General features: G+C 43.5%; 20 protein-coding genes. 8 read left to right on the top strand and 12 right to left on the bottom strand.

From position 1 onward, the window contains the following. The first annotated feature begins 14 nt into the window (after positions 1-14). On the top strand, positions 15-1415 hold the full coding sequence (locus OE749_RS16275) for an alpha/beta hydrolase family protein (RefSeq protein ID WP_263713537.1): 1401 nt from the start codon (positions 15-17) through the stop codon (positions 1413-1415). 52 nt (positions 1416-1467) lie between these two features. Here the strand turns inward: OE749_RS16275 and OE749_RS16280 are convergent, their stop codons facing one another. Then, on the bottom strand, positions 1468-2211 hold the full coding sequence (locus OE749_RS16280) for an SDR family oxidoreductase (RefSeq protein WP_263713538.1): 744 nt from the start codon (positions 2209-2211) through the stop codon (positions 1468-1470). A gap of 150 nt (positions 2212-2361) precedes the next feature. On the opposite strand from OE749_RS16280, the gene OE749_RS16285 reads away from it, so the two are divergent. After that, positions 2362-3057 (top strand): hypothetical protein, encoded by a 696-nt coding sequence (locus tag OE749_RS16285; RefSeq protein WP_263713539.1) that lies wholly within the window; start codon positions 2362-2364, stop codon positions 3055-3057. A 309-nt stretch (positions 3058-3366) separates the two neighbouring features. On the opposite strand, the gene OE749_RS16290 is transcribed toward OE749_RS16285, so the two are convergent. The 5 genes from OE749_RS16290 to OE749_RS16310 form a co-directional block, all read right to left on the bottom strand. Continuing rightward, a complete protein-coding gene (locus OE749_RS16290; protein WP_263713540.1) occupies positions 3367-4380 on the bottom strand; it encodes a hypothetical protein in 1014 nt (337 codons plus the stop codon). Between the two features lie 37 nt (positions 4381-4417). Next, entirely contained in the window at positions 4418-5251 is an 834-nt protein-coding gene (locus OE749_RS16295; RefSeq protein WP_263713541.1) for a nucleotidyltransferase domain-containing protein, read from the bottom strand. Between the two features lies 1 nt (position 5252). Continuing rightward, the gene (gene rtcA, locus OE749_RS16300) at positions 5253-6290 is read right to left on the bottom strand and encodes an RNA 3'-terminal phosphate cyclase (RefSeq protein WP_263713542.1); all 1038 of its coding nucleotides are present in this window, start codon (positions 6288-6290) and stop codon (positions 5253-5255) included. 8 nt (positions 6291-6298) lie between these two features. Continuing rightward, positions 6299-7537: an RtcB family protein gene (locus OE749_RS16305; protein WP_263713543.1), complete on the bottom strand. Its 1239-nt coding sequence runs from the start codon at positions 7535-7537 to the stop codon at positions 6299-6301. 94 nt (positions 7538-7631) lie between these two features. Continuing rightward, entirely contained in the window at positions 7632-8786 is a 1155-nt protein-coding gene (locus OE749_RS16310) for a slipin family protein (protein ID WP_263713544.1), read from the bottom strand. 586 nt (positions 8787-9372) lie between these two features. Between OE749_RS16310 and rtcR the strand changes: the two genes are divergently transcribed. Further along, positions 9373-10968: an RNA repair transcriptional activator RtcR gene (gene rtcR / locus OE749_RS16315; RefSeq protein ID WP_263713545.1), complete on the top strand. Its 1596-nt coding sequence runs from the start codon at positions 9373-9375 to the stop codon at positions 10966-10968. A 197-nt stretch (positions 10969-11165) separates the two neighbouring features. Here rtcR and ssb read toward each other — a convergent pair whose 3' ends face one another. Beyond that, positions 11166-11756: a single-stranded DNA-binding protein gene (gene ssb / locus OE749_RS16320; protein ID WP_263713546.1), complete on the bottom strand. Its 591-nt coding sequence runs from the start codon at positions 11754-11756 to the stop codon at positions 11166-11168. Positions 11757-12085: 329 nt separating this feature from the next. Continuing rightward, positions 12086-13432, bottom strand: a complete 1347-nt coding sequence (locus tag OE749_RS16325) for an MFS transporter (protein WP_263713547.1) — start codon at positions 13430-13432, stop codon at positions 12086-12088. A gap of 256 nt (positions 13433-13688) precedes the next feature. Here OE749_RS16325 and uvrA point away from each other — a divergent pair, with 256 nt between their 5' ends. Genes uvrA through OE749_RS16340 form a run of 3 tightly spaced genes read left to right on the top strand, consistent with a single transcriptional unit; the run spans position 13689 to position 17632 of the window. After that, positions 13689-16514: an excinuclease ABC subunit UvrA gene (gene uvrA / locus OE749_RS16330; RefSeq protein WP_263713548.1), complete on the top strand. Its 2826-nt coding sequence runs from the start codon at positions 13689-13691 to the stop codon at positions 16512-16514. Between the two features lie 15 nt (positions 16515-16529). Further along, positions 16530-16931 carry an acyl-CoA thioesterase gene (locus OE749_RS16335; protein WP_263713549.1) on the top strand — a complete coding sequence of 134 codons (402 nt, stop codon included), beginning with the start codon at positions 16530-16532 and terminating at the stop codon, positions 16929-16931. Continuing rightward, positions 16928-17632 (top strand): 2OG-Fe(II) oxygenase, encoded by a 705-nt coding sequence (locus OE749_RS16340; RefSeq protein WP_263713550.1) that lies wholly within the window; start codon positions 16928-16930, stop codon positions 17630-17632. Before OE749_RS16335 ends, OE749_RS16340 begins: the two co-directional genes overlap by 4 nt. Positions 17633-17718: 86 nt before the next feature. Here OE749_RS16340 and guaD read toward each other — a convergent pair whose 3' ends face one another. The 3 genes from guaD to OE749_RS16355 all read right to left on the bottom strand — a co-directional run bounded on the left by guaD (position 17719) and on the right by OE749_RS16355 (position 21615). Beyond that, positions 17719-19068, bottom strand: coding sequence for a guanine deaminase (gene guaD, locus OE749_RS16345; RefSeq protein WP_404828199.1), 1350 nt, complete (start codon positions 19066-19068; stop codon positions 17719-17721). A gap of 320 nt (positions 19069-19388) precedes the next feature. Next, positions 19389-21008, bottom strand: a complete 1620-nt coding sequence (locus OE749_RS16350; RefSeq protein ID WP_263713552.1) for a methyl-accepting chemotaxis protein — start codon at positions 21006-21008, stop codon at positions 19389-19391. A gap of 136 nt (positions 21009-21144) precedes the next feature. After that, entirely contained in the window at positions 21145-21615 is a 471-nt protein-coding gene (locus tag OE749_RS16355) for a DUF3299 domain-containing protein (RefSeq protein ID WP_263713553.1), read from the bottom strand. A gap of 164 nt (positions 21616-21779) precedes the next feature. Between OE749_RS16355 and OE749_RS16360 the strand changes: the two genes are divergently transcribed. Continuing rightward, complete coding sequence (locus OE749_RS16360) at positions 21780-22211, top strand: potassium channel family protein (protein ID WP_263713554.1); 432 nt, start codon at positions 21780-21782, stop codon at positions 22209-22211. Next, entirely contained in the window at positions 22208-22810 is a 603-nt protein-coding gene (locus OE749_RS16365; RefSeq protein ID WP_263713555.1) for a 3'-5' exonuclease, read from the top strand. Before OE749_RS16360 ends, OE749_RS16365 begins: the two co-directional genes overlap by 4 nt. Before the next feature lie 27 nt (positions 22811-22837). Here the strand turns inward: OE749_RS16365 and purD are convergent, their stop codons facing one another. Beyond that, positions 22838-24133 carry a phosphoribosylamine--glycine ligase gene (gene purD / locus OE749_RS16370; RefSeq protein ID WP_263713556.1) on the bottom strand — a complete coding sequence of 432 codons (1296 nt, stop codon included), beginning with the start codon at positions 24131-24133 and terminating at the stop codon, positions 22838-22840. Between the last annotated feature and the right edge of the window lie 11 nt (positions 24134-24144).

Consider the following 24144-nt stretch of genomic DNA (forward strand, 5'->3'; position numbering starts at 1 on the left):
ATGGAGCGCTGATTATGACCAGTTCAAAGAGATTTAGACTTTATAAATTTTTATTTTTTATTAATATGATGTATACATTCAGCTCATTTGCTGGAAGCGAATCGAATGTGTCTGGAAATTGGTATGGACTTCTTTCTTACCAAGGTCAAGATTTTCCTCTGATTTTTCGTATTGATGCTGCCGATGGAAGGGCATTTATAGATAGCCCTAGCCAAAATGCCTATAATATACCTGCTGAGGTAGTTAAAAACGAGAATAGTTCCATTACGCTAGTATCATCAATATTGGATGTAAATTTTAAAGGTGAAATAATTGTTCATGCTGGTGGTCCGTTTATATTTGGCTTATGGAAGCAAGGAGATATTGAACTAAAGTTGAAGCTTTATAAGAGGGTTGAAGGGAGTGGCTCACCTTCTTATCGAACTGAACATCTGTCGTTTAAAGGAATCGAAGGGAAGTTATCTGGCACTTTAAGTTTTCCAAAAGGAAACGATTTGCAAACACTCTTAATTTTATGTCATGGTTCTGGGCCCCATACTCGAGAACAAATTGTGGCGGGGCATAAGACATTCGAAGTTTTAACTAACCATCTGAACTCACTAGGCTTTAGCGTTTTCTCGTATGATAAACGAGGAACTGGAAGCTCTAAGGGAGATTTCATGTTTACAAGTCTTAAAGACCAGCTAGATGATCTTTACACAATAATTGATAATCTCTCGAATCGTCCTGAGTTCTCTAACTATTCAATAGGTCTTATGGGTCATAGTGAAGGTTCCTTGAGGGCGGCTGAAGCCTCTAGTAGCCAACATGTAAAGTTCATTGTTATGCTAGCACCGCCGATAGCAGATGGTGTAGATCTTATTAGAGACCAAAACCGAATTGCCATTGGTAAAATGGCTCTCTCAAAAAAGGCGAAAACGCTCATATTGTCAACTATGGATGTTATATACGAAGAAGTTATAGCTAATAGTGATGTAATTACAACAAAGTTAAAAGTCAATGAACATATTGATGAAATTTGGGAGGATCTGGGCTCGGAAGATAAAAAATTACTTATGGAGTGGAAGTTAAACTTAGTTCGTCAACTTACCGACAATTCGCTTTTGGGTGCTTCTGATAGAGATTTTATTAAGGCAAAGCCGATGAATATTATTTCTCGTATACGCAAACCCACTTTAGTGCTTTTTGGTGGTAAAGATGTTCAAGTAGAAGCCTCCAAAAATTCAAAATTACTAAATATGAGTAAAGTAAATGTTCATATCGAGTCACATATCATGCCAAATATGAACCATATTTTCCAAGAAACAACAAATGGTGCTGTAGAACTTTACTATAGGCCTATTGAGCCAATGTCAAAAACGATGGTGAGTTATATTGAAAATTGGGTCATTAAAAATCAGTTGTTTAAAAATTAAATTTATATATTAATTTCAGAGCTAATAGCTGCAAATCTGGCAATTTTGTGGCTTATAGGCCACCCGCTACATCAAGAAAACTGCCAGTGGTAAAAGATGACCTATCTGACGCTAGCCAGAAAATAGCTTCAGCCACTTCCTCGGCCGTGCCGCCCCTTTTCAATGGCAATTTGCTTTTTATTCTATCGACGCGGTTTGGCTCACCGCCTAATGCATGCATCTCTGTGTAAATCAGGCCAGGTCGCACAGCATTAACGCGAATACCTTCTTCAGCTACCTCTAAGGCGACCCCACGAGTTAGCGCATCTATGGCTGCTTTTGAAGCGGCATAATCTACATATTCATTTGGTGCGCCTGTTTTCGCAGCTGCTGATGAGACATTCACGATGCTTCCTCCTGCTCCCCCATTTTTTGTCGACATACGCTTGATGGCGGCTTGTGTGCATAAAAAACATGACAACAGGTTAACATCTAATATGTGCCTGAAGCGTTCCAAAGAGATGTTCGCTAAACGTGACTGTTTATCCAAGACGCCGGCATTGTTTACTAGCACCGCTAGTTCGCCTAATTTATCTGCTTCTTGAAACAAACGACACACATCTTCTTCTCGTGACACGTCGGCTTGCACGGCTACACAAGGCGTATCCCATTGACTCAGCGTACTTTTTAACGCTTCAGCGTGCGTTTTCGCATGCAGGTAATTGATAACTACACTATACCCCTTCTGTGCAAATAGCTGTGCTGAACGTGCGCCAATGCCTCTGCTACTACCTGTAATTACTACCACCTTGCTCACGCAGTTCTCCTCTTTGTTAACGATTTACAGTGAACAGACTGTATGTCAAATTGGTATCATTGTCGACAATAATAGTGTTAATAAAGAATATGTATGATAATAAAGTCATTTTCCAAGTTATATTGTCGACAAAAATAATGGGGTAATACTTTGACTGCATATACAATTTTTGGAACAGTAAATACACTGTTGATTATTGGTAGCCTTATTGGGGTTTTTTCACAATTAAGAACAATTTGGCAAAGAAAAACGCATCCAACCGGTAATAGCAGCCCGACTGCGCTATTGTCGCTTAATCAGTTTTCAGTCAGCTACTTAGCTTACCTATCGTTTTTCATTTATGGATATTCAATTGAGCCCTTCAATCACTACATCGTTTGGCCGCGCCTAATCGCATCCATATTGGTACTCCTCATATTGCTGGAGATCTTCAAGGACCGGAAAACTCGCGCGTCGCGGGCAAGTGTGGGATTCGCATGTATAGCATTAGCGCTCGGCGTAGCTGGATTATTCATTGGCGAAACCTTCGCAGATGAAGGTAGGACTGTTTCGACAATCATTATTTTGGTGGTCTCAATACTGATAGCGCAAGGCTACTTCCATCAAATCAGGCTTATTGTTCGTTCTGGTTCTACTGGCGCCGTTGACTTAACAATGAGTCAGTTCATTCTGATGATGGATATATCAACTATCGCATTCGCGTTTAGTATGGGGCTCGAAAATGGTTGGCCTTTACTTGTACTCGCGACAACGAGCGGCGTGACAAAAATCATTATTTGGTATTTATTTCATTGGGTTAAGTGCAGTCACACTGCTGAAATACGCAGAAATAGCATGATAAGTTAATTGTTATAAGACTAAGCCGCGACAGCCCAGCAACATGGCTGGGCTTGGTATGCATACCGCAGTTTGTGGTTGCTAATTGCCTTTAATCAGAGATCATTGCAATTATTAAAGAAGCTGATTTTGGAATGAAGGTAGGTGACTTGGAGTCTTGATATTTTTTGCTGCCTCTTTCCCAAAGGCCTCAAGCTCTTTCTTGTTCATGTGCCTATCCTCTATCCCAAAACGGTATGCATTGATAGGCAGTTACACATAACTATTTACAGTCTCAATTCAATTTATCTAGGGTATTAGCTAGGTAACTTTCTTCATTTAGAACAGCGTATCACCAGCTAATTTCTTTAAAGCAAATTTGCCTCGTTCAGCGACAGCAGCAGCTCGGTCAATAGCGAACTTATCTGCTAAAACCGATGAATCACTACCAAGGTTGTCCAACTCTTTAATTAGAATTTCGGCAGCAACTCTTCGCACTAAAGATGAGCGATCATTTGAAGCTAAAAGCAGTGTTGGCAAAAGCGGAACCCTGCACGATAAATTACGTTCAGCTACAATTGGTTTCATCCGACCTTCGTTGTATCTGCGATCTGTCCATTCCCATACTCGCCCCTCAAACCAGCTTATTTTGCCTTCAAATAAACTTCTATAAGCCTTTGCCCGCAAAGAAGGTTGAATAGCACTGGTGGCAATTTCCTCAAGGCTGTCATCTAAAGCATCAGTGCGGCCAACTTCCGACAAAATCGAAGCTAAAGGCCCTGCTGCTGAGTTAACTAACTTTGACTTCACCTGCTTAGCTATTTCTTTATTGTCCAAAGCATTAAGCAAAGTTTTTCTATTTGAATCGTCAATTCGCTGCCACGAAGACCAATGGCTAAGCGTAAAGCAGATCACCTCAGCCACATAAGAAGGCTCTGTGTTAACAAGCACCTTAGCAAGAGCATCTTGTGCAGCTTGCCTTACTTGTGGAACCCAGTCATTTAACCGTCTCAGGACAAGTGCCAAAAACAACTTGTTAGGAACCTTCTCACTAATGGTTCTTAGCGCTTTCTCTCTTCTATATCCGTCCCAACTGCATAAATCTAATAGCGTAATTCTAGGTGTGTTGCTCTCCCAAAATTTCCATCTATTCGAGTAACCTGATGCCAACGCATTATCATATTCATCTCGAATATACCTCTCCCAGTATTCTAAATTAGCCAAAGGCAACTCAGATGTTGCGTCAAGCACAGAGGATATATCCGCCACTACCTTGCTTGATGACTTTGTCGAATCAACAAATTCTTTTAATGCGGCAGATATCTTCAGCTCTAATTTTTCTATGTCAGCCACAGTTCTCTTCCTTCTCTTCGCTTTCAATCTCCCCGTTTTAAACGGGAAGATTTTCGTTCCTTTCCAATACCGCCTTGAATAGTAGGTTTAGTGATTCAAATTGAGCTCCTCGTCCTTTGTTACTTGCTGCATAGTTTTCATGACGAGTTAACTCTGATTCGATAAACTCGTTTATTACCGGAATCGCTGGTGCATACTCTTTTTCTAAACTTACTCTTTTGCGAGCTAATAAATCAGTTATAGCCTCATCTAACTTTTCATTATGGGCAACTAACTTGCGTAGCTCCTCAAATTCTATTGGTGCAGGCTTGTCATATTTTTCTAGCCACATGATGGCGAGCAACGGTCTCAACACATAGAAATATTTTTTCAAAGGCACTAAATCCTTTTTCAAATACTCTCGAAAGTTACCTTTCGCCATATGTAAGTAGTGATATATCCCTTTGTGCGAAGAGGCTATAGTCGGCATTAACTCTCTAGCCCTTTGAGCAAAATAACCGTCATCTACATAGATGATTGGAGACTGTAGCCATTCAATAAAAGCAGGATTTGACTTCCAAAATAGTTTTAAAGCTTTGCGCAGATCCCAACCATTGATATCTATTTCGTCGACTATTGGATATTCAATAACGTCGCGTCTATCTTCAAGATCTACTGAAAGATACCAGTCTTTCTTATGAACATAGATAAAACGCACATCATAATCGCTGTTTGGGCTAGAAAATCCCCAAGCCCGACTGCCAGATTCAATGGCATAAAGCACCGTAACATCGTGTTCTTTTTCTGCTTCAACGATACGACGCATTATCTCTGCACGTACTTCCTCGTCAATTGCTTCTTCAACATTGATTGTTAATTTTCTATCTTCCATTTTACCTACTCACTTTAATACGCCAACGACCTTCTTCTTCTTGACTAGCCTGTATGTTTATATCCAAGAACTGCTCAATCACCTCGATATTGGTTTTAGTATGCATACTTGGTTCTGTTGTGGTGAATTCTCCCTGTCCTGCTAATGCCATTGGCAGGAGCAACTGATCTGCCAAGTGTTCTTCAACTGAAGCTCCTACTTTTAAGAACTTTTTAACTCGGCCAACACAACGTTTAGCGACTCGTTCCGAGGACACTTCTAGCTCACCGACTTGTTCGAACAAACTCGTAAACACATCACCTTTTATCTTCGTCTGAAAACTATTGCCTGGCCCATTAGTTTTATGTCGCTCCACATCCCCCTCAGCTTCATTCCAGCTCAACGCTTTTCTACCTGCGGTCACTTCTTTTTGACCAATGGAGTCAGGTAAATCGCTCATTAATGCTTTAAAGGAGCAATTCTGTTGCTCCTGTTCAAAATCACTTCCTGCCGTTAACAGTTTGAGCGCTTTGAATTCCTCTATTGGTTCAATAGTTAACTGCCACTTGCCTCCTCCAGCTGGATAAAACCCTAAAGAATGAGTATCCACTTTGGTGTTAACTCCCATCTTCTTGAGAACCGCTAAATACGACTCTTTAAAGAAGCAAAGAGAAGGAGACATACCATTATGCGTTCCTCCTTCGAACGTAACTGTCGAAGGGCTATTAGCTAAAGCCAGCACAGGAAATATTGTCTGTGCAACCAAAACAGTGCTACCAGCAGTACCAATCACAAAGTGATAATCTCCAGGTTTTACATTACCTGGTGAAAACCTGATGCGTTTAGCCCCTAATTCGGCCCCTTCGGTTTTAGCACCGCTAATTTCTTGCGCTGCTTTTACAGACGTTAAATGCTGACGCAGAAGCCCAGGTCTATTCCTATTTGCCCTAATATTTACCAATTCAATTGGTGTTTTAGTCAAAATAGATAGCGTAAGCGCTGTCCTTAGCACTTGTCCGCCTCCCTCTCCTTGAGAACCATCAATTACTAAAAAGGACATTCTGCTTCCTATCCTTTCACACAAACCACTTGCTTCAGCGTATACACAACTTCCACTAAGTCTTTTTGCGCATCCATTACTTTTTCAATATCTTTATAGGCATGTGGAATTTCATCTATTACAGACTCATCCTTACGGCATTCCACTCCTTGCGTCGCTTCAATTTGATCTTTAACGCTAAATACTTTTTTGGCTTTAGTACGCGACATCACCCTACCTGCACCATGACTACAGCTGTTAAAGCTCTCTGGGTTCCCAAGGCCACGAACAATGAAAGAACGAGCTCCCATACTTCCAGGAATGATCCCCATTTCTCCCTTTTCAGCTCTCACCGCTCCTTTACGAGTAACAAAACAGTTTTTACCAAAATGCTTTTCACGTGAGATATAGTTGTGATGACAATTCACTGCCAACTCAGCTGTCGAGAATTCTACAGGGAGCGCTTTACGCAGCGCTGCAATTGCATTAAACATCATGATCTCTCGGTTTTTCTTGGCAAAATCTTGCGCCCACTCCACAGCCTCAACATAGTCATCAAAGTAGTCACTTCCTTCAGACAAGTAAGACAAATCCATATCTGGGAGGTTAATTTGATGACGCTCCATTTCTTTTTTGGCCAGCTCAATAAAGTAAGTGCCAATTCGGTTACCGACACCACGGCTTCCTGAGTGCAACATAATCCAGACTGCGTCGTTTTCATCCAAACACAGTTCCAAGAAATGATTCCCTGTACCCATAGTTCCAAGGTGATTTACATGATTACTTTTTCGAATAGCTGGATGTTTCTGGCAGATTTTTTCAAATCTGGCTTCCAGTTTTTTCCACTCTCCTGCAACTACATCAGGGATGTTATGCCATGCTCCTCTATCTCTAGAGCTTCCTTTACGGCCTCGTCTTCCACTAGTTCTTCCATGAGGTACAGCCGCCTCAAATGCATTTCTAATACCCAAAAGATTGTCAGGTAACTGGCTTGCAGTAAGCGTCGTTTTTGTAGCGACCATACCGCAGCCAATATCAACTCCCACTGCAGCTGGGATCACAGCGTCAATAGAAGGAATAACGCTTCCAATTGTCGCTCCTTTCCCCATATGTACATCTGGCATCACAGCAATATGTGAATGAATCAATGGCATACCCGCAATGTTTCTCAATTGCTGCTGAGCTTGCTCTTCAAACGGCACACCTTTGGTCCACGCCTTAATTGTTGCCATTCCTTCGCTTTCAATTACGTTGTAATTCTTACACATAACGATTTCCTAAATTCTTTACTTTCCCTTCAGCGGAGCTACCAATCAACAACGTGGCAGCTTCGCGATGACTCTTTAATTTGTGTGATAGACACTAGGCTATTTTGATTAAGCCATTGGTTAAGCCTTCCAGACCACCATATACCGTTAGGCTATCAATGCGGTCAGCTACTTTCTCAAGCGCTTCTAGCTCTTTAAGACGCATTAATGTAGGGTTGTTTTCAATAACCTTGGCAGTGTTGTGTAAGCTTCTCGTAGCTGAGGTTTCTTCTCTACGCTTTATCACGTTAGCTTCTGCGGCTTTTTGCGCTTCAACTACCTGATTCAATATGGCTTTCATTTCACCTGGCAAGATGATGTCTTTTACGCCAACGTTAATTAGCGTCACACCAATAGCGTCTAACTGTTGAACCACCAACTCTTTAACCGTTTCATTGACGTATAATTTATCCAAAAGGATATCGTCTAATGACTTAGTACCTACAGCTTCTCTTAATGCCAGTTGCAGTGTCTTGTAAACATAGTCATCGACCTTATCGACACTTTGAGCAACTAATTCTGTGTCTTTAATTTTGATGCTTGCACTTAAGTTAATTCTTAAACTAACTCGATCCTTACTTAAAATCTCTTGTCCCGAGATCTCGAGCATTTGTGTTCTGCGATCAAACGTCTTCAATTCCACATCGTGATTAAACTGCCAGTAGGCATGTTTACCTGGTGAAAGACGTTTAATTAACTTACCATCCACATACAATAAACCCTCTTGATCTTTAGTTACCGTTAGATCTGCTATTGGCTTTGTAGCTATTGTTCGCTCACTTCTAATCAACCTAGAAGATGTATTTGCTCCCGCTCGGTTGATTAAAAACATTAATTTGTCATCAACCTCTATGTCTTCGTCAATTACTAAAGTATCCAATCGGATATCACCAGCGTCTTTCCACAGATATAAATGTTCGCTTGGAGCCACTATGCCCCTTAATAAATCATTAATATAAAGCAACCCGACCTGATTACTTTCTAGCTTCCAGTGTGAAATATGTTCTTTGAGCACTTCACCATTTTGGTATAAACGCTCGGCATTTCGCTCACTAAAATAGAGCTCATTAATATCAAACGTTACAAAATCATATTCTTTTTTAATATCCCAAATTTTATGCTTTCCTGGCATAAGAACATCAGTCAGCACCTGGTTTTTGAACACTAAAACTCTCTGATTTTCAGTTACTAATTTGGTTGTTCTAAACATTTTCATTTCCTTTTTTATTCCGTTTAAAACGGTGTTAGTAAGGGGTGACTGCTTAACAAACAAAGGTTTAAAGCTTTGTATTATCAGGGAGCATCCTGCTTGCTGTTAATCGTCTGCCTTTTGCGTCTGTCAGTCATTGGCAACAACAACTTACTAACTATGTATTTTACAATTTGTATTTAGGGTGGGATTTGAACCCACAACAAACGACGTTAAAGGTCGTTGCTCTACCTGATTGAGCTACCTGTATTTAAGGAAGGATTCGAACCTTCGCCAACGGTTTGATGCCGTTGTTCTATCCTCTGAGCTACTTAAATAGTTGTTTGACTAGGTATACGCAGTCACAACTTACATGAGTAAGGTCAAAGCGCACCGGAGTGATATTTGAATCACAACCTCATAATCAGACAACTTATACATATCAAGTTGTGTACCAGACAATGATAAAAAGAGAAATAAAATCATAACTAATTGTTATTTAACGATTAAATAGAAATGCAACTAATGCATTGATGTTTATCATGGAAATAAAAAATCAATATGAGTAATCTTATGGATATTTAATATATCTAGATGGATATGACGAATGGGTGGAAAGACAATAGCTGTTAGTTTAATCGGTTCACAATTAGATTTTGTTGGAAAGCGCGTTGATCGATGGGCAAGGTGGCGACCTAATATTAGTCTTTGTAGCCAAGAGGATTTAATAATCGACGAGCTTCATATGTTGCACGACAATCACTCGGAACGTTTAGCAAACAATGTTGCCGTTGATATAGAAAGTGTTTCTCCAGAAACGAAAGTCAGCTTGTATAACGTCAATTTTCAAGACCCTTGGGACTTTGAGGAGGTATATTCGAAGCTCTATGATTGGTGCCAACAACAGTCTTTCGATACTGACCAGAATGACTACCTATTCCACATAACAACGGGCACTCACGTTGTCCAAATATGTAGCTTTCTACTGACTGAAAGCCGCCATTTCCCGGGCCGTCTCATTCAAACTTCTCCAGATAAATACAATAAGAATAAATCGGTAGGGCGAGTACAGATTATCGATTTAGATTTATCTAAATATGATCAGCTAGCGACACGATTTGACGGTGAACATTTAGAAGGAAAGGAGTTTCTTAAGGGAGGGATTCAGACCAAAAATGTAAATTTTAATCAACTCATATCACAGATAGAAAAAGTCGCGATACGTTCAAGTGATCCCATGTTGCTCACTGGCCCTACAGGCGCAGGTAAAAGCCAATTGGCTACCCGTATCTTTCAACTGAAGAAGCGTCGCTCCATGTTAAAGGGTGACTTAGTATCAGTGAACTGTGCAACCCTAAAGGGAGAAAATGCGATGGCTGCATTGTTCGGTCATACACGGGGTGCATTCACAGGAGCACAGAAAGAAAGAAGTGGCTACCTGTTAACGGCCAATAAAGGTGTATTGTTCCTTGATGAAATAGGTGAACTAGGCATAGAAGAGCAGGCTATGCTCTTACATGCGATAGAGAACAAATCGTTTCACCCCGTAGGCAGCGACAAGGCTGTTGAAAGTGACTTCCAGCTTATCGCAGGAACAAATAAAGACCTCAAATCCGAAGTAGCTAAAGGTCAATTTAGAGAAGATTTATTAGCTCGTATTAATCTGTGGACGTATAAACTGCCTGCACTCAAAGAGCGCAAAGAAGATATTCCCGCAAACATAGATTATGAAATTGAAGTCTACACGCAGAAAAATAGTCAACGTGTTCAGTTTAATAAAGAGGCAAAAGAGGCATTTGAAAAGTTCGCGGTATCAGCCGAGGCTATTTGGTCAGGTAACTTTAGAGATCTGAGCTCCGCGATTACTAGACTTTGCACGTTAGCTGATTCCTCCCGCATTTCAATTGATGACGTGCAAGAGGAAATCGAACGGTTAAAAAGTGCTTGGGAAAACCCTGCCGGAAGAAGTTCTGATAATTTGATAGCTAAGTACTTACCTGCCCATAAAATATCAGAGATGGATCAATTCGATATTCAACAACTTAACTATGTTCTCTCGGTTTGTCTGCGACACAGTAGTATGGCTTCAGCTGGGCGCGAGCTATTTAACGTTAGTAGAACAAAGAAGGCGCAAGTTAATGACTCTACCAGACTTCAAAAGTACTTGAATAAGTTTGGTTTAAGATGGTCACTGATACATTAACGAGCAGGTGTTTCTAAAGATAAGTTTCGTCAAAAATCTTAGCTTGCAGCGTGAAACAAGCAGACGCGTTATTAAATGCTGTGATTAAGAAGAGTTTTTCTCTCACTATTACTCAAAACTGAGCATTCGCGACAACAAGAAAGCCGCTTAATAGCGGCTCTCTTAGAAATTTATCAGCATTTAGTGTCTTACAACTTTTAGAACGGGATATCGTCGTCGAAGCTGATATCTGGTTCAGACATTGGCTGTTGCGGGCGGTTCTGGCTGCCACCTGATGCAGGTTGCTGGTTAAATCCACCTTGTTGCTGCTGGCCGCCGCTAAACTGGTTATTTGACTGCTGAGGCGCGCTTTGCTGAGGGGCCTGATTGTAACCCTGATTTTGTGGTGCCGCCGCTTGCTGATAGCCTTGCTGTGACTGTTGCTGGAAGCCACCGCTACTTTGCTCATTGCCACGGCCACCCAACATTTGCATTTGGTCTACGATGATTTCAGTCGTATAGCGATCTTGGCCTTGTTGGTCTTGCCACTTACGTGTTTGCAATTTGCCTTCTACGTAAATTTGAGAGCCTTTACGCAAATATTCGCCCGCGACTTCTGCCAAACGGCGATACATGGTTAGACGGTGCCATTCGGTACGCTCTTGAAGCTGACCTTGTTGATCTTTCCAGCTTTCGCTGGTTGCGAGGGTTAGATTTGCAACAGCATTGCCATTAGGCATATATCTCACTTCTGGATCTTGCCCCAGATTACCCACCAAAATTACTTTGTTTACGCCTCTGCTTGCCATGTTTACTCCTAACTCGTTCTCGCGATTCCGGTGCCGTAGAGGATCAGACTGTACCATATAACACTGCGCCACTTACGCGACCTTTGCATAAAGCGACAAAGGCGTTGCGCGTATTTAATACTACAACCAAAAGCCCGGAAGATATCCGTGTAGTGTAACCTGAAAATCTTAGGTTGTCCTACTGAATGATGGTTAGATTGAGACAAATCGCCTCAACCTCTTGATGACTCAAGCAAAACCATTCTGCCACAGTTTGCTGTGGCTAAACGTACGGTTTTGTCTGTTTTAAGTATGGGCAACAGGTATCTTACATGTGCCCACAAGTGTGCTTAGTTGGTGCTCACAATTTGTTGCGCTTTACCCATGTCGAACTCATTGCCATTCACTTTCAAATAGGCGACACGCTCTTCTGAAATAACGGTGATATCTTGCACGCCTTTGAGGGCGCCAAGTTGTTCACTGAGTACATTTGCGTCGAACGATGCCAGTTCAATAGGCAGTGAAAAGCGCTTAGCGGCACTGTGAGTTTGTAAGCCTTTTAGCCACAATGCCCAAAGCAGGCAAATGAATGCTGTTGCCACAAAGAGCACCTCTACGGAGGCATATTGTGTGACGACGCCTGCCATCGCTCCACCTATAAACGCACCCAAAAACTGGAAGCTTGCATACACGCCCATGGCCGAGCCTTTTTTGCCAGCTGGCGCAATGCCTGACACCATGGCTGGGAAGTTGGCTTCTAAATAGTTAAATCCAGTGAAGAACACAATACTAAAGAGCATGACCAGCAAGAATTGTTGCGAAAGTATTCCCAAACCTAGAAAGGCAATACTGAGCAATAATACTGCGCTAAGCAGTACACCTTTTTCCTTGCCTCGACGCGCCATCGACATCAGGCCTGCCATCGTTACGATCGAAAGTAACAAAACAGGCAAGTACACTTGCCATTGCGACGCCATCGTATAGTCATGAGCAGACAGCAGTGCGGGAAGTTGCATGAAGAGAATCGTAATCAACATATGCAATACGCACACGCTCATGTTCAAACGCATCAAGTTTTGGTCAAAGAACAAGCGTTTGATGTCCTCTAAAACAGGCAGCGTGTCTCCGCTTGGGGCTTTATTGGTGGCATTTGGCACAACCCACCAAATCAATGGCATGGCAGCCATTGCTAAAAATGCGGTTACCGTGAATATGCCTTCAAGGCCATACGAGTTGGCTAGGGGCGGGCCAATTAGCAGGGAAACATAAAATGAAAATCCAATAGCGATACCGATAATCGCCATGACTTTGCTGCGTTCGCTGTCTCGGCTTACGTCGCCCGCAAGTGCCATGACCGCGCCCGCGATTGCACCAGTACCTTGTAACATACGGCCAATTACAACCCAAAGAAGGGAATCTGCGCTTGCTGCAATGCCGCTGCCAATGGCGAAAAAGGCCAGGCCCAGAAGAATCACAGGTTTGCGACCAATGCGGTCAGACAACATACCCATGGGAATTTGCAATAGAGCTTGAGTCAGGCCATAGCCACCAATGGCTAAACCGACCAACAAGGGAGAATAATCTTTAAAATCCTGCGCAAGCAATGCCATCACCGGCATAACCATAAACAAGCCAAGCATGCGCAATACATAAACACTAGCGAGAGAAATCGCTGCGCGAATTTCTGTACGATTCAAACGAATATCCTGTCTGACAAAAAATAACCACTAAAACGGGCGCGAAGCTTACCATAATTTTGCGTTTTTCGCAGCGCTACAAACGATGAGCCTCTTGTTTACGTGTCAGTTGCCGATTTGGTTTCTCAGATGTACGCACTTTGGAATCTAAACCTGTGTAATGTCAGCCAGTATAGGTAATGCAACAATCGTCATAGAGCTATAGGACAGAGTGTGTAATACTTATTCCTTTTCACTGCGCAAAGAAAACTCGAGCATGGATAAAATTGAAGTACGTGGTGCCCGCACCCACAACTTAAAAAACGTCAACCTTGAACTCCCCCGCGATAAGCTGATTGTTATCACTGGTTTATCGGGTTCAGGAAAGTCGTCTCTGGCATTTGACACCCTTTATGCGGAAGGGCAAAGACGTTATGTGGAATCGTTGTCGGCTTACGCGCGTCAGTTTTTGTCAATGATGGAAAAGCCCGATGTGGATCACATCGAGGGCTTGTCTCCGGCCATTTCGATAGAGCAAAAATCCACCTCTCACAATCCACGTTCAACCGTTGGAACCATTACTGAAATATACGATTATTTGCGTTTGTTGTATGCGCGAGTGGGGGAGCCGCGTTGTCCTGACCATCATGTACCGTTAGCCGCACAAACTATCAGCCAAATGGTGGATCGCGTACTTGAGATGGAAGAAGGCACCAAACTTATGTTGCTTGGTCCTGTCGTGCAAGAGCGCAAGGGGGAGCACATTAAAACCCTTGAAAATCTGTCAGCGCAGGGCTTTATTCGAGCGCGAATAGACGGCGAAGTCTGTGATTTATCGGATCCACCTGAACTCGACTTACACAAAAAGCACACCATTGAAGTGGTCGTCGATCGCTTCAAAGTGCGAGATGACCTAAAGTTGCGACTCGCTGAGTCGTTTGAAACGGCGTTACAGCTGTCTGGTGGAACGGCGAAAATTGCATTTATGGACGCGCCAGAAACGGATGAGCTGGTTTTTTCTGCGAATTTTGCGTGTCCTCACTGTGGTTACAGCATGGCAGAGTTGGAGCCACGTCTGTTTTCATTTAACAATCCGGCGGGGGCATGCCAAACCTGTGACGGATTGGGAACTCGCCAATTCTTTGATCCGCATCGTGTGGTGACCAATGACGAATTGAGCCTATCTGGCGGTGCTATTCGTGGATGGGATAAACGCAGCTTTTATTACTTCCAGATGTTGCAAGCTGTGGCAGAGCACTATGGCTTTGATTTGTCTAAGCCGTTTGCTTCTTTAGACAAAAAAGCGCAAGACGTCGTGCTATATGGCAGTAAAGGCACGTCAATCAAATTTAAATACATTAATGATCGCGGCGACATCATGGAGCGCAAGCATCCATTTGAAGGGGTAATCCCGAATATGGAGCGTCGCTATCGTGAAACTGAATCAAACGCGGTACGTGAGGAGCTATCCAAATTTTTGAGTCAACAAAGTTGTACAGGCTGCGGTGGCACACGCCTTCGTCTTGAAGCGCGTAACGTGTTTATTGGAGAGACGACGCTACCTACCATTACAGACATGTCGATTGCCGATGCGTTGGGATTCTTTGATGCGTTGAGATTGACTGGCCAACGGGCTCAGATTGCAGAAAAAATACTGAAAGAAATTAATGATCGGTTGTCGTTTTTGGTGAATGTGGGGCTTAACTATTTAACGATGTCTCGTAGCGCAGAAACCTTATCCGGTGGAGAAGCACAGCGCATTCGACTTGCCAGTCAGATTGGTGCTGGGCTGGTGGGCGTGATGTATGTGCTTGATGAACCGTCTATCGGTTTACATCAGCGCGATAACGAGCGCTTGCTAAAAACCCTGACTCACCTGCGTGATTTGGGCAACACGGTATTGGTGGTTGAGCACGATGAAGATGCCATCAAAGAAGCCGATTACATTGTTGATATCGGCCCAGGTGCAGGTGTGCATGGCGGAGAAGTTGTTGCCGAGGGTTCACTGGATGATATTTGCAAAAGTGAACATTCACTAACAGGTAAGTATTTGTCTGGCAGAGAAAAAATTGATGTGCCAGCACAGCGCCATGAAAACAAAGACGACAACTGGGTGGTGCTGGAAGGGGCGACAGGCAATAACCTTCAAGATGTGACGTTGAAGGTGCCCATTGGACTAATGACCTGTATTACCGGTGTGTCAGGCTCAGGGAAATCCACCCTTATCAATGATACCTTTTATAAGATTGCTCACCGGGAGCTTAACAACGCCACCACCAGTGAGCCATCGCCTTACACATCCATTGAAGGCTTGGATCAACTTGATAAAGTGGTCGACATCGATCAAAGCCCGATTGGGCGCACGCCGCGCTCTAACCCTGCCACGTATGCAGGTATATTTACGCCAATTCGGGAATTGTTTGCGGGCACGCAAGAAGCGCGCTCACGAGGCTACAAGCCTGGACGTTTCAGTTTTAATGTAAAAGGCGGACGCTGTGAGGCTTGTCAGGGCGATGGCGTGATCAAAGTAGAAATGCATTTTTTGCCAGATATTTATGTGCCGTGTGATGTTTGTAAAGGCAAGCGCTACAACCGTGAAACCTTGGAAATTCAATATAAAGGCAAAAACATCCACGAAGTACTTGAGATGACAGTGGAAGACGCACGTGACTTTTTTGATGTGATCCCTGCCATTGCGCGCAAATTGCAAACCCTGATGGACGTTGGGTTATCTTATATAAGATTGGGACAATCTGCGACGACGCTTTCTGGTGGCGAAGCGCAGCGCGTCAAGCTGGCAAAAGAATTGTCTAAGCGTGATACTGGCCAAACCCTCTATATTCTTGACGAACCAACCACCGGGCTGCATTTTCACGATATAAAACAATTGCTTCAGGTCTTGCATCGTTTACGTGATCATGGCAATACTGTGGTGGTCATTGAGCATAACTTGGATGTGATCAAAACGGCAGACTGGATTGTCGACCTTGGGCCTGAAGGCGGTTCAGGCGGTGGTCAAATTATTGCTGAAGGTACGCCAGAATATATAAGTGAACTGACGCACTCCCACACCGCGCGGTTCTTGAAACCTTTGCTCAAATAACCTCGGAGGAGCAGCATGTTTTCACAGGAGTATGATGTCAGGTTTTATGAAACTGATGCCTTGGCACACGTGAGCAATACGGTATTGGTAGGTTGGTTCGAAAGTGCCAGAGAGCCGATTTTTCGTATTTTTAATCCCTCGCTTGATTTAACGCGGTGGTCTTTGATTTTAGCCAGCTATAAAGTCGATTTTCACAAACAAATCTTTTACGGCCATGCTGTTGAGGTGCGTACTTATATCAGCCGCATTGGTGGTGCGTCGTTCGATGTTCACCAAGAGGTATGGCAACAAGGTGAAAAATGCGCCACAGGGTTAACCACGATGGTGCATTTTGATTATCAATCTCAGTCTTCACAACCAATTTCTGACGAGGTTCGGGCAGAACTTCAAGCCCATAAACTGGAGCAACGCGCATGAGTGATTTTGTTGAAGTGATTGATGATGTGCTAAGCCCTGAATTGTGTCAGGAGTTTATTAATGTATTTAATAAAAGTGATCATCTTGCACCAGGCATGACAGGCGGTGGAGTTGATACTGATAAAAAACGCAGCACCGATGTGTCGATTTCACGTCACCCTGAGTTTAGCCAACTGTTTCAAAAAGTCCTGCCTCATGTGACTGAAAATGTCATGAAGTACTTTGAAAAATACCATTTTGCGTTAATCGGGCCGATTGGCTTGACCGTCCAGCATCCTGAAACGGGCCAACCGGTTAAACTCACGCATGAGAATTTTGAAGAAGTGGGTAAACCACGCCTAAATGCTTTAGTTCAATTACTATTTCGCATCGGCGAAATCAATGCCCAAAAGTATGAAGTCGGCAAAGGCGGATACCCTTATTGGCACTCAGAAGTGTACCCTCAGTCTGGACCAGCTGATGCCTTACATCGCATTTTCTTATTTATGTTTTACCTAAATGATGTTGATGAGGGGGGCGAGACAGAGTTTTACTACCAAAATAAGAAAGTCGAGCCTAAAGCCGGAAGAATGGTGATCGCGCCAGCGTATTTTACCCATACCCATCGAGGCAATATTCCCGTCTCGAACGATAAGTACATTCTTACTTCTTGGATTCTGTTTAATCCAGCGGAGAAAATTTACACACCGCCAGCCGGTTAATAACGATCCTATCGAATCGTTATGCAGTTGTGAGTGAAAGAAGCGCCATTGGAGCGGGCTACTTGCTAAGCCCGCCCCATATTCAACTATAGACTTTTCGTTGCAGGGTGAGCCATACCTTGCTCAAACTGTTTCTTACCCATAACGTAGGTTGCGTGAATGTTTCTGTCGTCACCAATCGTCATTAACACAAATAACTTTTCATGCAGTGACGTAGTTTTGGATTGGCGATATGCCTGAAAGGGCGTGCCGCCCCAATCGATTACGACAAAATCAGCTTCTTTTCCGGTTTCAAAATTGCCAATGTATTGGTCTAGGCTGAGCGACTTAGCGCCGCCTAACGTGGCGAGATAAAACCCTTCAAACGCTGACAACTTTTGGTTTTGTAACTGAATAATCTTGTAGGCTTCGTTAAGTGTTTCTAGCATGGAAAAACTGGTTCCCGCTCCCACGTCTGTGCCAAGGCCCACACGCACACCAGCTTCTTTCATGGTGCTCAATTTAAATAACCCACTGCCAAGAAACAGGTTCGATGTGGGGCAAAAAGCGATGGACGATCCTGTTGAAGCCAGCGTTGCTACTTCGTCGTCATCAAGGTGGATGCTGTGAGCAAAAATAGACTTATCGCTGGTTAACTTATAAAAATCGTATACGTCGGTGTAGCTTTTTCTATCGGGAAATAGAGACTTTACCCATTCAATCTCGCCTTTGTTTTCTGAAAGGTGAGTATGCACCCATGTATCAGGAAACTCCTCTTTGAGTTGACCTGCAGCCGTCAGTTGTTCGGGGGTGGATGTTGGCGCAAAACGAGGTGTAATCGCATACAAAAGTCGGTCTTTGTTGTGCCATTTTTGAATCAACGCTTTCGTCTCGTCGTAGCTGCTTTTAGCCGTATCGAGTAAATAATCGGGCGCGTTTCTATCCATCATCACTTTGCCTGCAATAAGGCGCATGTCGAGAGATTTAGCCTGTGAGAATAAGGCATCGACAGATTCTGGGTGGACAGTGCCAAATACTAACGCAGTGGTGGTGCCATTGCTTAAAAGTTGATGCAAGAATATGTCCGATACGTCTTTTGCATACGCCTTATCAGAAAATTGCTTCTCCGCGGGAAACGTATACTTTTTAAGCCAGTCTAATAACTGTTCGCCAAATGCGGCAATCATTTCAGTTTGAGGGTAGTGAATGTGGGTGTCTATAAAGCCAGGAATGATGAGCTTGTCTTTATAATCTATCACTTTACTCTGCTTGATGAGCGCATCAAGCTCTGATGCAATACCTACTTTAACCACCTTGCCTTTATCAACAATCAGCGCGCCCTTTTCAAAATACTGGTATGCATCTTGAGGATTAGTTGCTTGGCTTGGATCGCCAGTAAAGTGCAAAACCTGCCCAAGATAAGCGACTTTTTGTGCTTGCGCAGTGAAAGAGAGCATAAGCATCAACAACATGATGCTTTGTAGCGTTTTAAACATAGTGTGTTCTCCGGATTTTACTCAGTAAGATACCGTCTCGCGGAAGTGCTAAAAGCTGTTAAACGCAATGTGTAAATCTTGGTTTAACAGAGACTAAAGAAAGTATGGAAGGGATTCTGAATTTCGCGAATTTAAATGCTTGTTCAAACTCACATTATTCTGTGAATGAACTGGCTTTGAAGTAATAAGATTACTTGTTCTTATACTGAAAGCGAGTGCCAGCCTTGATCATAAGATCAGAGCTGGCTTTCGTATGACATCAAATGAATGGTGGAAATGGCCTACACTTTAAATTGCTTAGTAATTCGACCCAAATGCGCCGCTAATTGTGCAAGCTCAGAGCTCACTTTTGCTAATCGACTAGAGCTGTCTGCGGTATCAGAGGTGCGATTGTAAATTTCATCCACATTGATGCTGATAGTATCAGCGACTTTTTGTTGCTCACCCGTAGAATCTGCAATTTGATCATTCATCGCAGTAATTTTCGTAATGGTTTCATTAATCGCATTTAAGCTCTCGCCCGCTTTATTGGCTGTTTCTACGCTGGTTGTTGCTTGTTCTGTGCCTTTAGCCATGACGCCAACGGCAGAGCGCGCTGCATTTTGCAGTTGCTCAATGGTGCTTTGAATTTCTTCTGTAGACTGCTGGGTACGCGAAGCCAAAGTACGTACTTCGTCGGCTACTACAGCGAACCCGCGGCCTTGCTCACCTGCACGTGCAGCCTCAATTGCCGCATTTAGCGCAAGTAAGTTAGTTTGTTCCGCAATACCTTTAATCACATCCAGCACCACACCGACCTGATTTGAATCAGATTCGAGCTTGCGAATAACTTCAGCAGTTTCTTCTACATTTGTGGCTAATTGTTGAATACTTTGAACGGTGCGGTTTACCACAGATTGACCATCGCTGGCTGCATGCGATGCATCGCCGGCAGCGCGTGCTGCTTCAGCGGCGCTGGCTGCAACCTCAGACACACTGTGAGTCATTTCGTCTACTGCAGATTTTGCTTCAGTTGCAGAGCGTTGTTGAACATCAATGGTTTTGTTCGTATCGTCAGTGAGCTGATTGAGGTTCTGCGCTAGTTCATTTAGCGGCAGCGATGAATTGACAATGTCTTTTACAACACCTTGTAGTTTTGCCATGAACTCATTGAACCAATGCACAAGATCGCCAATTTCGTCTTCGCTTTTTGTCTGAATACGCACAGTAAGATCGCCATCTTCTTGGGCAATGTCTTTCAGTGATACCACGACTTTATCAATACTGTCTTTGATACCGCGTACAATCGGATAAGCAAAGGCAAATAAAATTGCGGTAGAGACCACTGCCATTATTACACCAATACTGACTAGTGACTGCGCTGCTGTGTTGGCGTCAGAAATAGATTGCTCAAAATTATCCAACCGATCCGCTCTGAACTTAGAAAGCGCCTTGACGGTGTTGTCATAGGTCTCATTCATATTAGTAGAGAGTTCGCCCAGTTTAGAAAAATCAGCCGTGTTATTAACCATAGATTCTGAGACGCTGTAGGCGAGCTGAAAATACGCCTCAAAATCACTCAAAATAGAATTGGCTTCTGCCGATAATGATGGATTGATCGACTTGAGACTGTTAAGAGATTCACGCACTTGGCCTGCCTGCGTTTTCGCTTTCGAGAGTGATTCTTCGTCGCCAGTCGTAACGGCGCTAGATAGCGTGTCTCGTACTTTTTCTAGCGTCACTAAAGCAGAGCTGGTTTCTTGAAGGGCGGGAAACTGTACGTCTTTTGCATCATCAAGCAAATCTGCGTTGTTTAGCGCCGTTATCGTCGTTATCGCCAAATAGATGATGAAACTCACCGTTGCGATAATGGGAATTAGAAACAACTTTTGTGCGATTGACATGCGTTGTAAGAAATTCATCTAGTCACCTGTGTATACTGCCTAATAAAAGCCATCGGTTTTTATTGTGTTTTTAGTCCTTGAAGACACTTAAAGGAGTATAGACAAAAATATAAGAAACCAAGAAAAATCCTTAGACTAGATATATTTAAGCCTTTTACCCCTCGAAGGGTTCAATTTTGATGCCTTCTAGCGTGTAACCGACCGTCGCGATGTCGCCAGACCAACCTTTGGTTGATAATGTCCCCTCAACCCAGATTGCATCGTATAGGTTGTCTATCGGCACACCTTCAGAAAACTTCACATAAACTATCTGGTTTGGCGGTGGAGGCGGAACATGGATACATGCGCCGAAATACGGTACCAGTAAGAATTCCTTGGTTTCGGTTGCACTCCCTTCCAGCGGAACCACAAAGCCGGGAATGCGCACCAACTTGCCATCGTGTTTCTTTACCACAGGCGCGTCTAAATTGGGCTGGGTCATTGAGCCATCATGTACAATCGCTGTTTCTGGCGCGACATAGTTTTTCGGCACCAGATCTTCCCAATATAGTTCCAAAGGCGGCTTCGCCCAAGCGCAATAGGCTAAAGCGTTTAATATAAAAACAAGTAAAAGTCGGTAGTGCATTGTTTACTCGCATAATGCTAAATAGGTTTGTAGTTTACCATTAGATGAAGACATTCACTTCACATCATCAATATTTAGGCGCATGTTAAGTGATTTACTTAACTATTACAGTGAGATAATGTTTGTCTACACTGTAGTTATAGCAATATTAAAAAGGGATAGCCGTGCTTTTACAACTGGGAATTGGAACCATAGCCATCACTACCACTACGGTGATTCAGGTTGTATTTATGGCAATGCTAGCGCGTTTTTTTCAATTCCAAACAGGATGGACGGTTCAGGTCCCTTTTCCCGTCAAATTTACTATTGTGATGGTCGCCTCTGTATTGTGGTTGGTGCTCGGTATTACAGTAAGTACATGGGGGTGGGCGACAATTTACTTAAAAATAGACGCGTTTGACCATTGGGAGCCCGCGCTGTATTTCGCTATTTCATCGTTTACCACCTTGGGCTATGGTGACGTAGTGTTAGACGAAAAGTGGCGTATTTTAGGTGCGTTGAGCGCAGTGAATGGCATGATAGTATTTGGTTTGAATACCGCCTTTTTGATGGAGCAAATTATCCGGTGCAACAAAGAGGATGACGCAAACTCTTGATTACATTTGTGCTATTTGACACAGAGTTTACCGCTTGGCCTGGCTCCCAGAATCGTAATTGGTCGGGCGACAATGAGTACAAAGAGTTGATTCAAATTGCCGCAATTAAAGTAGGTGTTTCTGCTCATCAGCCTATCAAAATACTGTCTAGTTTTAATGAACTTATCAAGCCGCAAATTAACCCCCAGTTAAGTCCATACATTATTGAACTGACGGGTATTTCACAAACCATGGTGGACGAACTCGGCGTCGATTTTGCCTCTGCGCTGTCAGCCTTTCATGGTTTTGCCGAACAAGGGCAGTTGGCGTGCCTGTCTTGGGGCAATGACCATCATATTTTACTCGAAAACTGTGATTACTACGGCCTTACTCCACCGATGTTTCAGACGTGCCTTAACGTTCAAGCGTGGGCGATAAAAGAGGCGTTGCCGTGTGCGCAATATTGCAGTGGCGATCTGGCTAAACAGTTGGGGGTCAGTATGAAAGGTCACGCACATAATGCGCTGTTTGATGTAAACAGTATCGCCCGTGCGATGGATGTTTGGCTGAAAAGCGAAGCCTTAGATTACAAGCGATTAATGGAATGGGTAAATCAATAGACTTACCCATTTATAACAAAAATCGTGTTATGAATTGGTTTCTCTGGCAATGGCACGATAGGCGATATCTGTACGATATTGCACGCCATTCCAATCAATCATTTTTGCAATTTCATACGCAGCTTTTTGGGCCTCTGTTACGCTGTTACCTAACGCCGTGGCGCATAGAACACGACCACCAGCAGTTACCACGCTGTTTGTACTTGGATCTAATGCAGTACCCGCATGGAATACTTTTCCAATGCTCGGATTTACGTCATTCAGACCGGAAATAATATCCCCTTTTGGATAGCTGCCAGGGTAACCGCCTGCGGCAAGCACAACACCGACAGCGGCTTTGTCTGTGAAGGTGATGGATGTTGCGTTTAATTCACCCTTGATAGCAGATTGACACAAGTCGACCAAATCCGACTCAAGGCGCATCATGATCGGTTGAGTTTCTGGGTCGCCAAATCGGCAATTGTATTCAATCACTTTGGGTGTGCCGTCTGACATAATCATTAATCCAGCATACAAAAAGCCTTTGTACGGCATGCCTTCGGAAGCCATACCCTCGACTGTGGGGTAGATGACTTCGTCTAAAATACGCTGATGGATATCTGGTGTTACTACAGGCGCTGGTGAATAAGCTCCCATACCGCCAGTGTTGGGGCCTGTATCGCCATTTCCTGCACGTTTGTGGTCTTGGCTGGTGGCAAAGGGTAAAACGTGCTTACCATCTACCATGACGATAAAACTGGCTTCTTCACCGTCTAAAAACTCTTCAATTACAACGCGGCTACCTGCTTCACCGAAGGCATTGCCAGCAAGCATGTCTTTAATGGCGTCTTCCGCTTCTTGCAGCGTCATGGCTACGATAACGCCCTTACCTGCGGCCAAGCCGTCTGCTTTGACCACGATAGGTGCGCCTTTTTCACGCACATAGGCAATGGCAGGTTCAATGTCAGTGAAGTTCTGATATTCGGCAGTAGGAATATGATGGCGCGCTAAAAAATCTTTGGTAAATGCTTTCGAGCCTTCTAACTGTGCAGCTGCCTGTGATGGGCCAAAAATAGCCAATCCTTCAGACTCAAAGCGATCAACCACGCCCGCTACAAGCGGGGCTTCAGGCCCGACAATCGTCAGTGTAATGTCTTTCGCTTTAGCAAAACGTACCAGTGCATCAATATCTTCTGCATTGATATCTACATTCGTAAGCTTAGGTTCTGTTGCGGTGCCAGCATTGCCGGGGGCAACGAATACCTCAGTAACATTTTCCGATTGTGCAGATTTCCACGCCAATGCGTGCTCGCGACCACCGCCGCCGATTATCAGAACGTTCATGAAGATTTAAA

This window comes from Fluctibacter corallii (assembly GCF_025751585.1).
Lineage (GTDB): Bacteria > Pseudomonadota > Gammaproteobacteria > Enterobacterales > Alteromonadaceae > Fluctibacter_A > Fluctibacter_A corallii.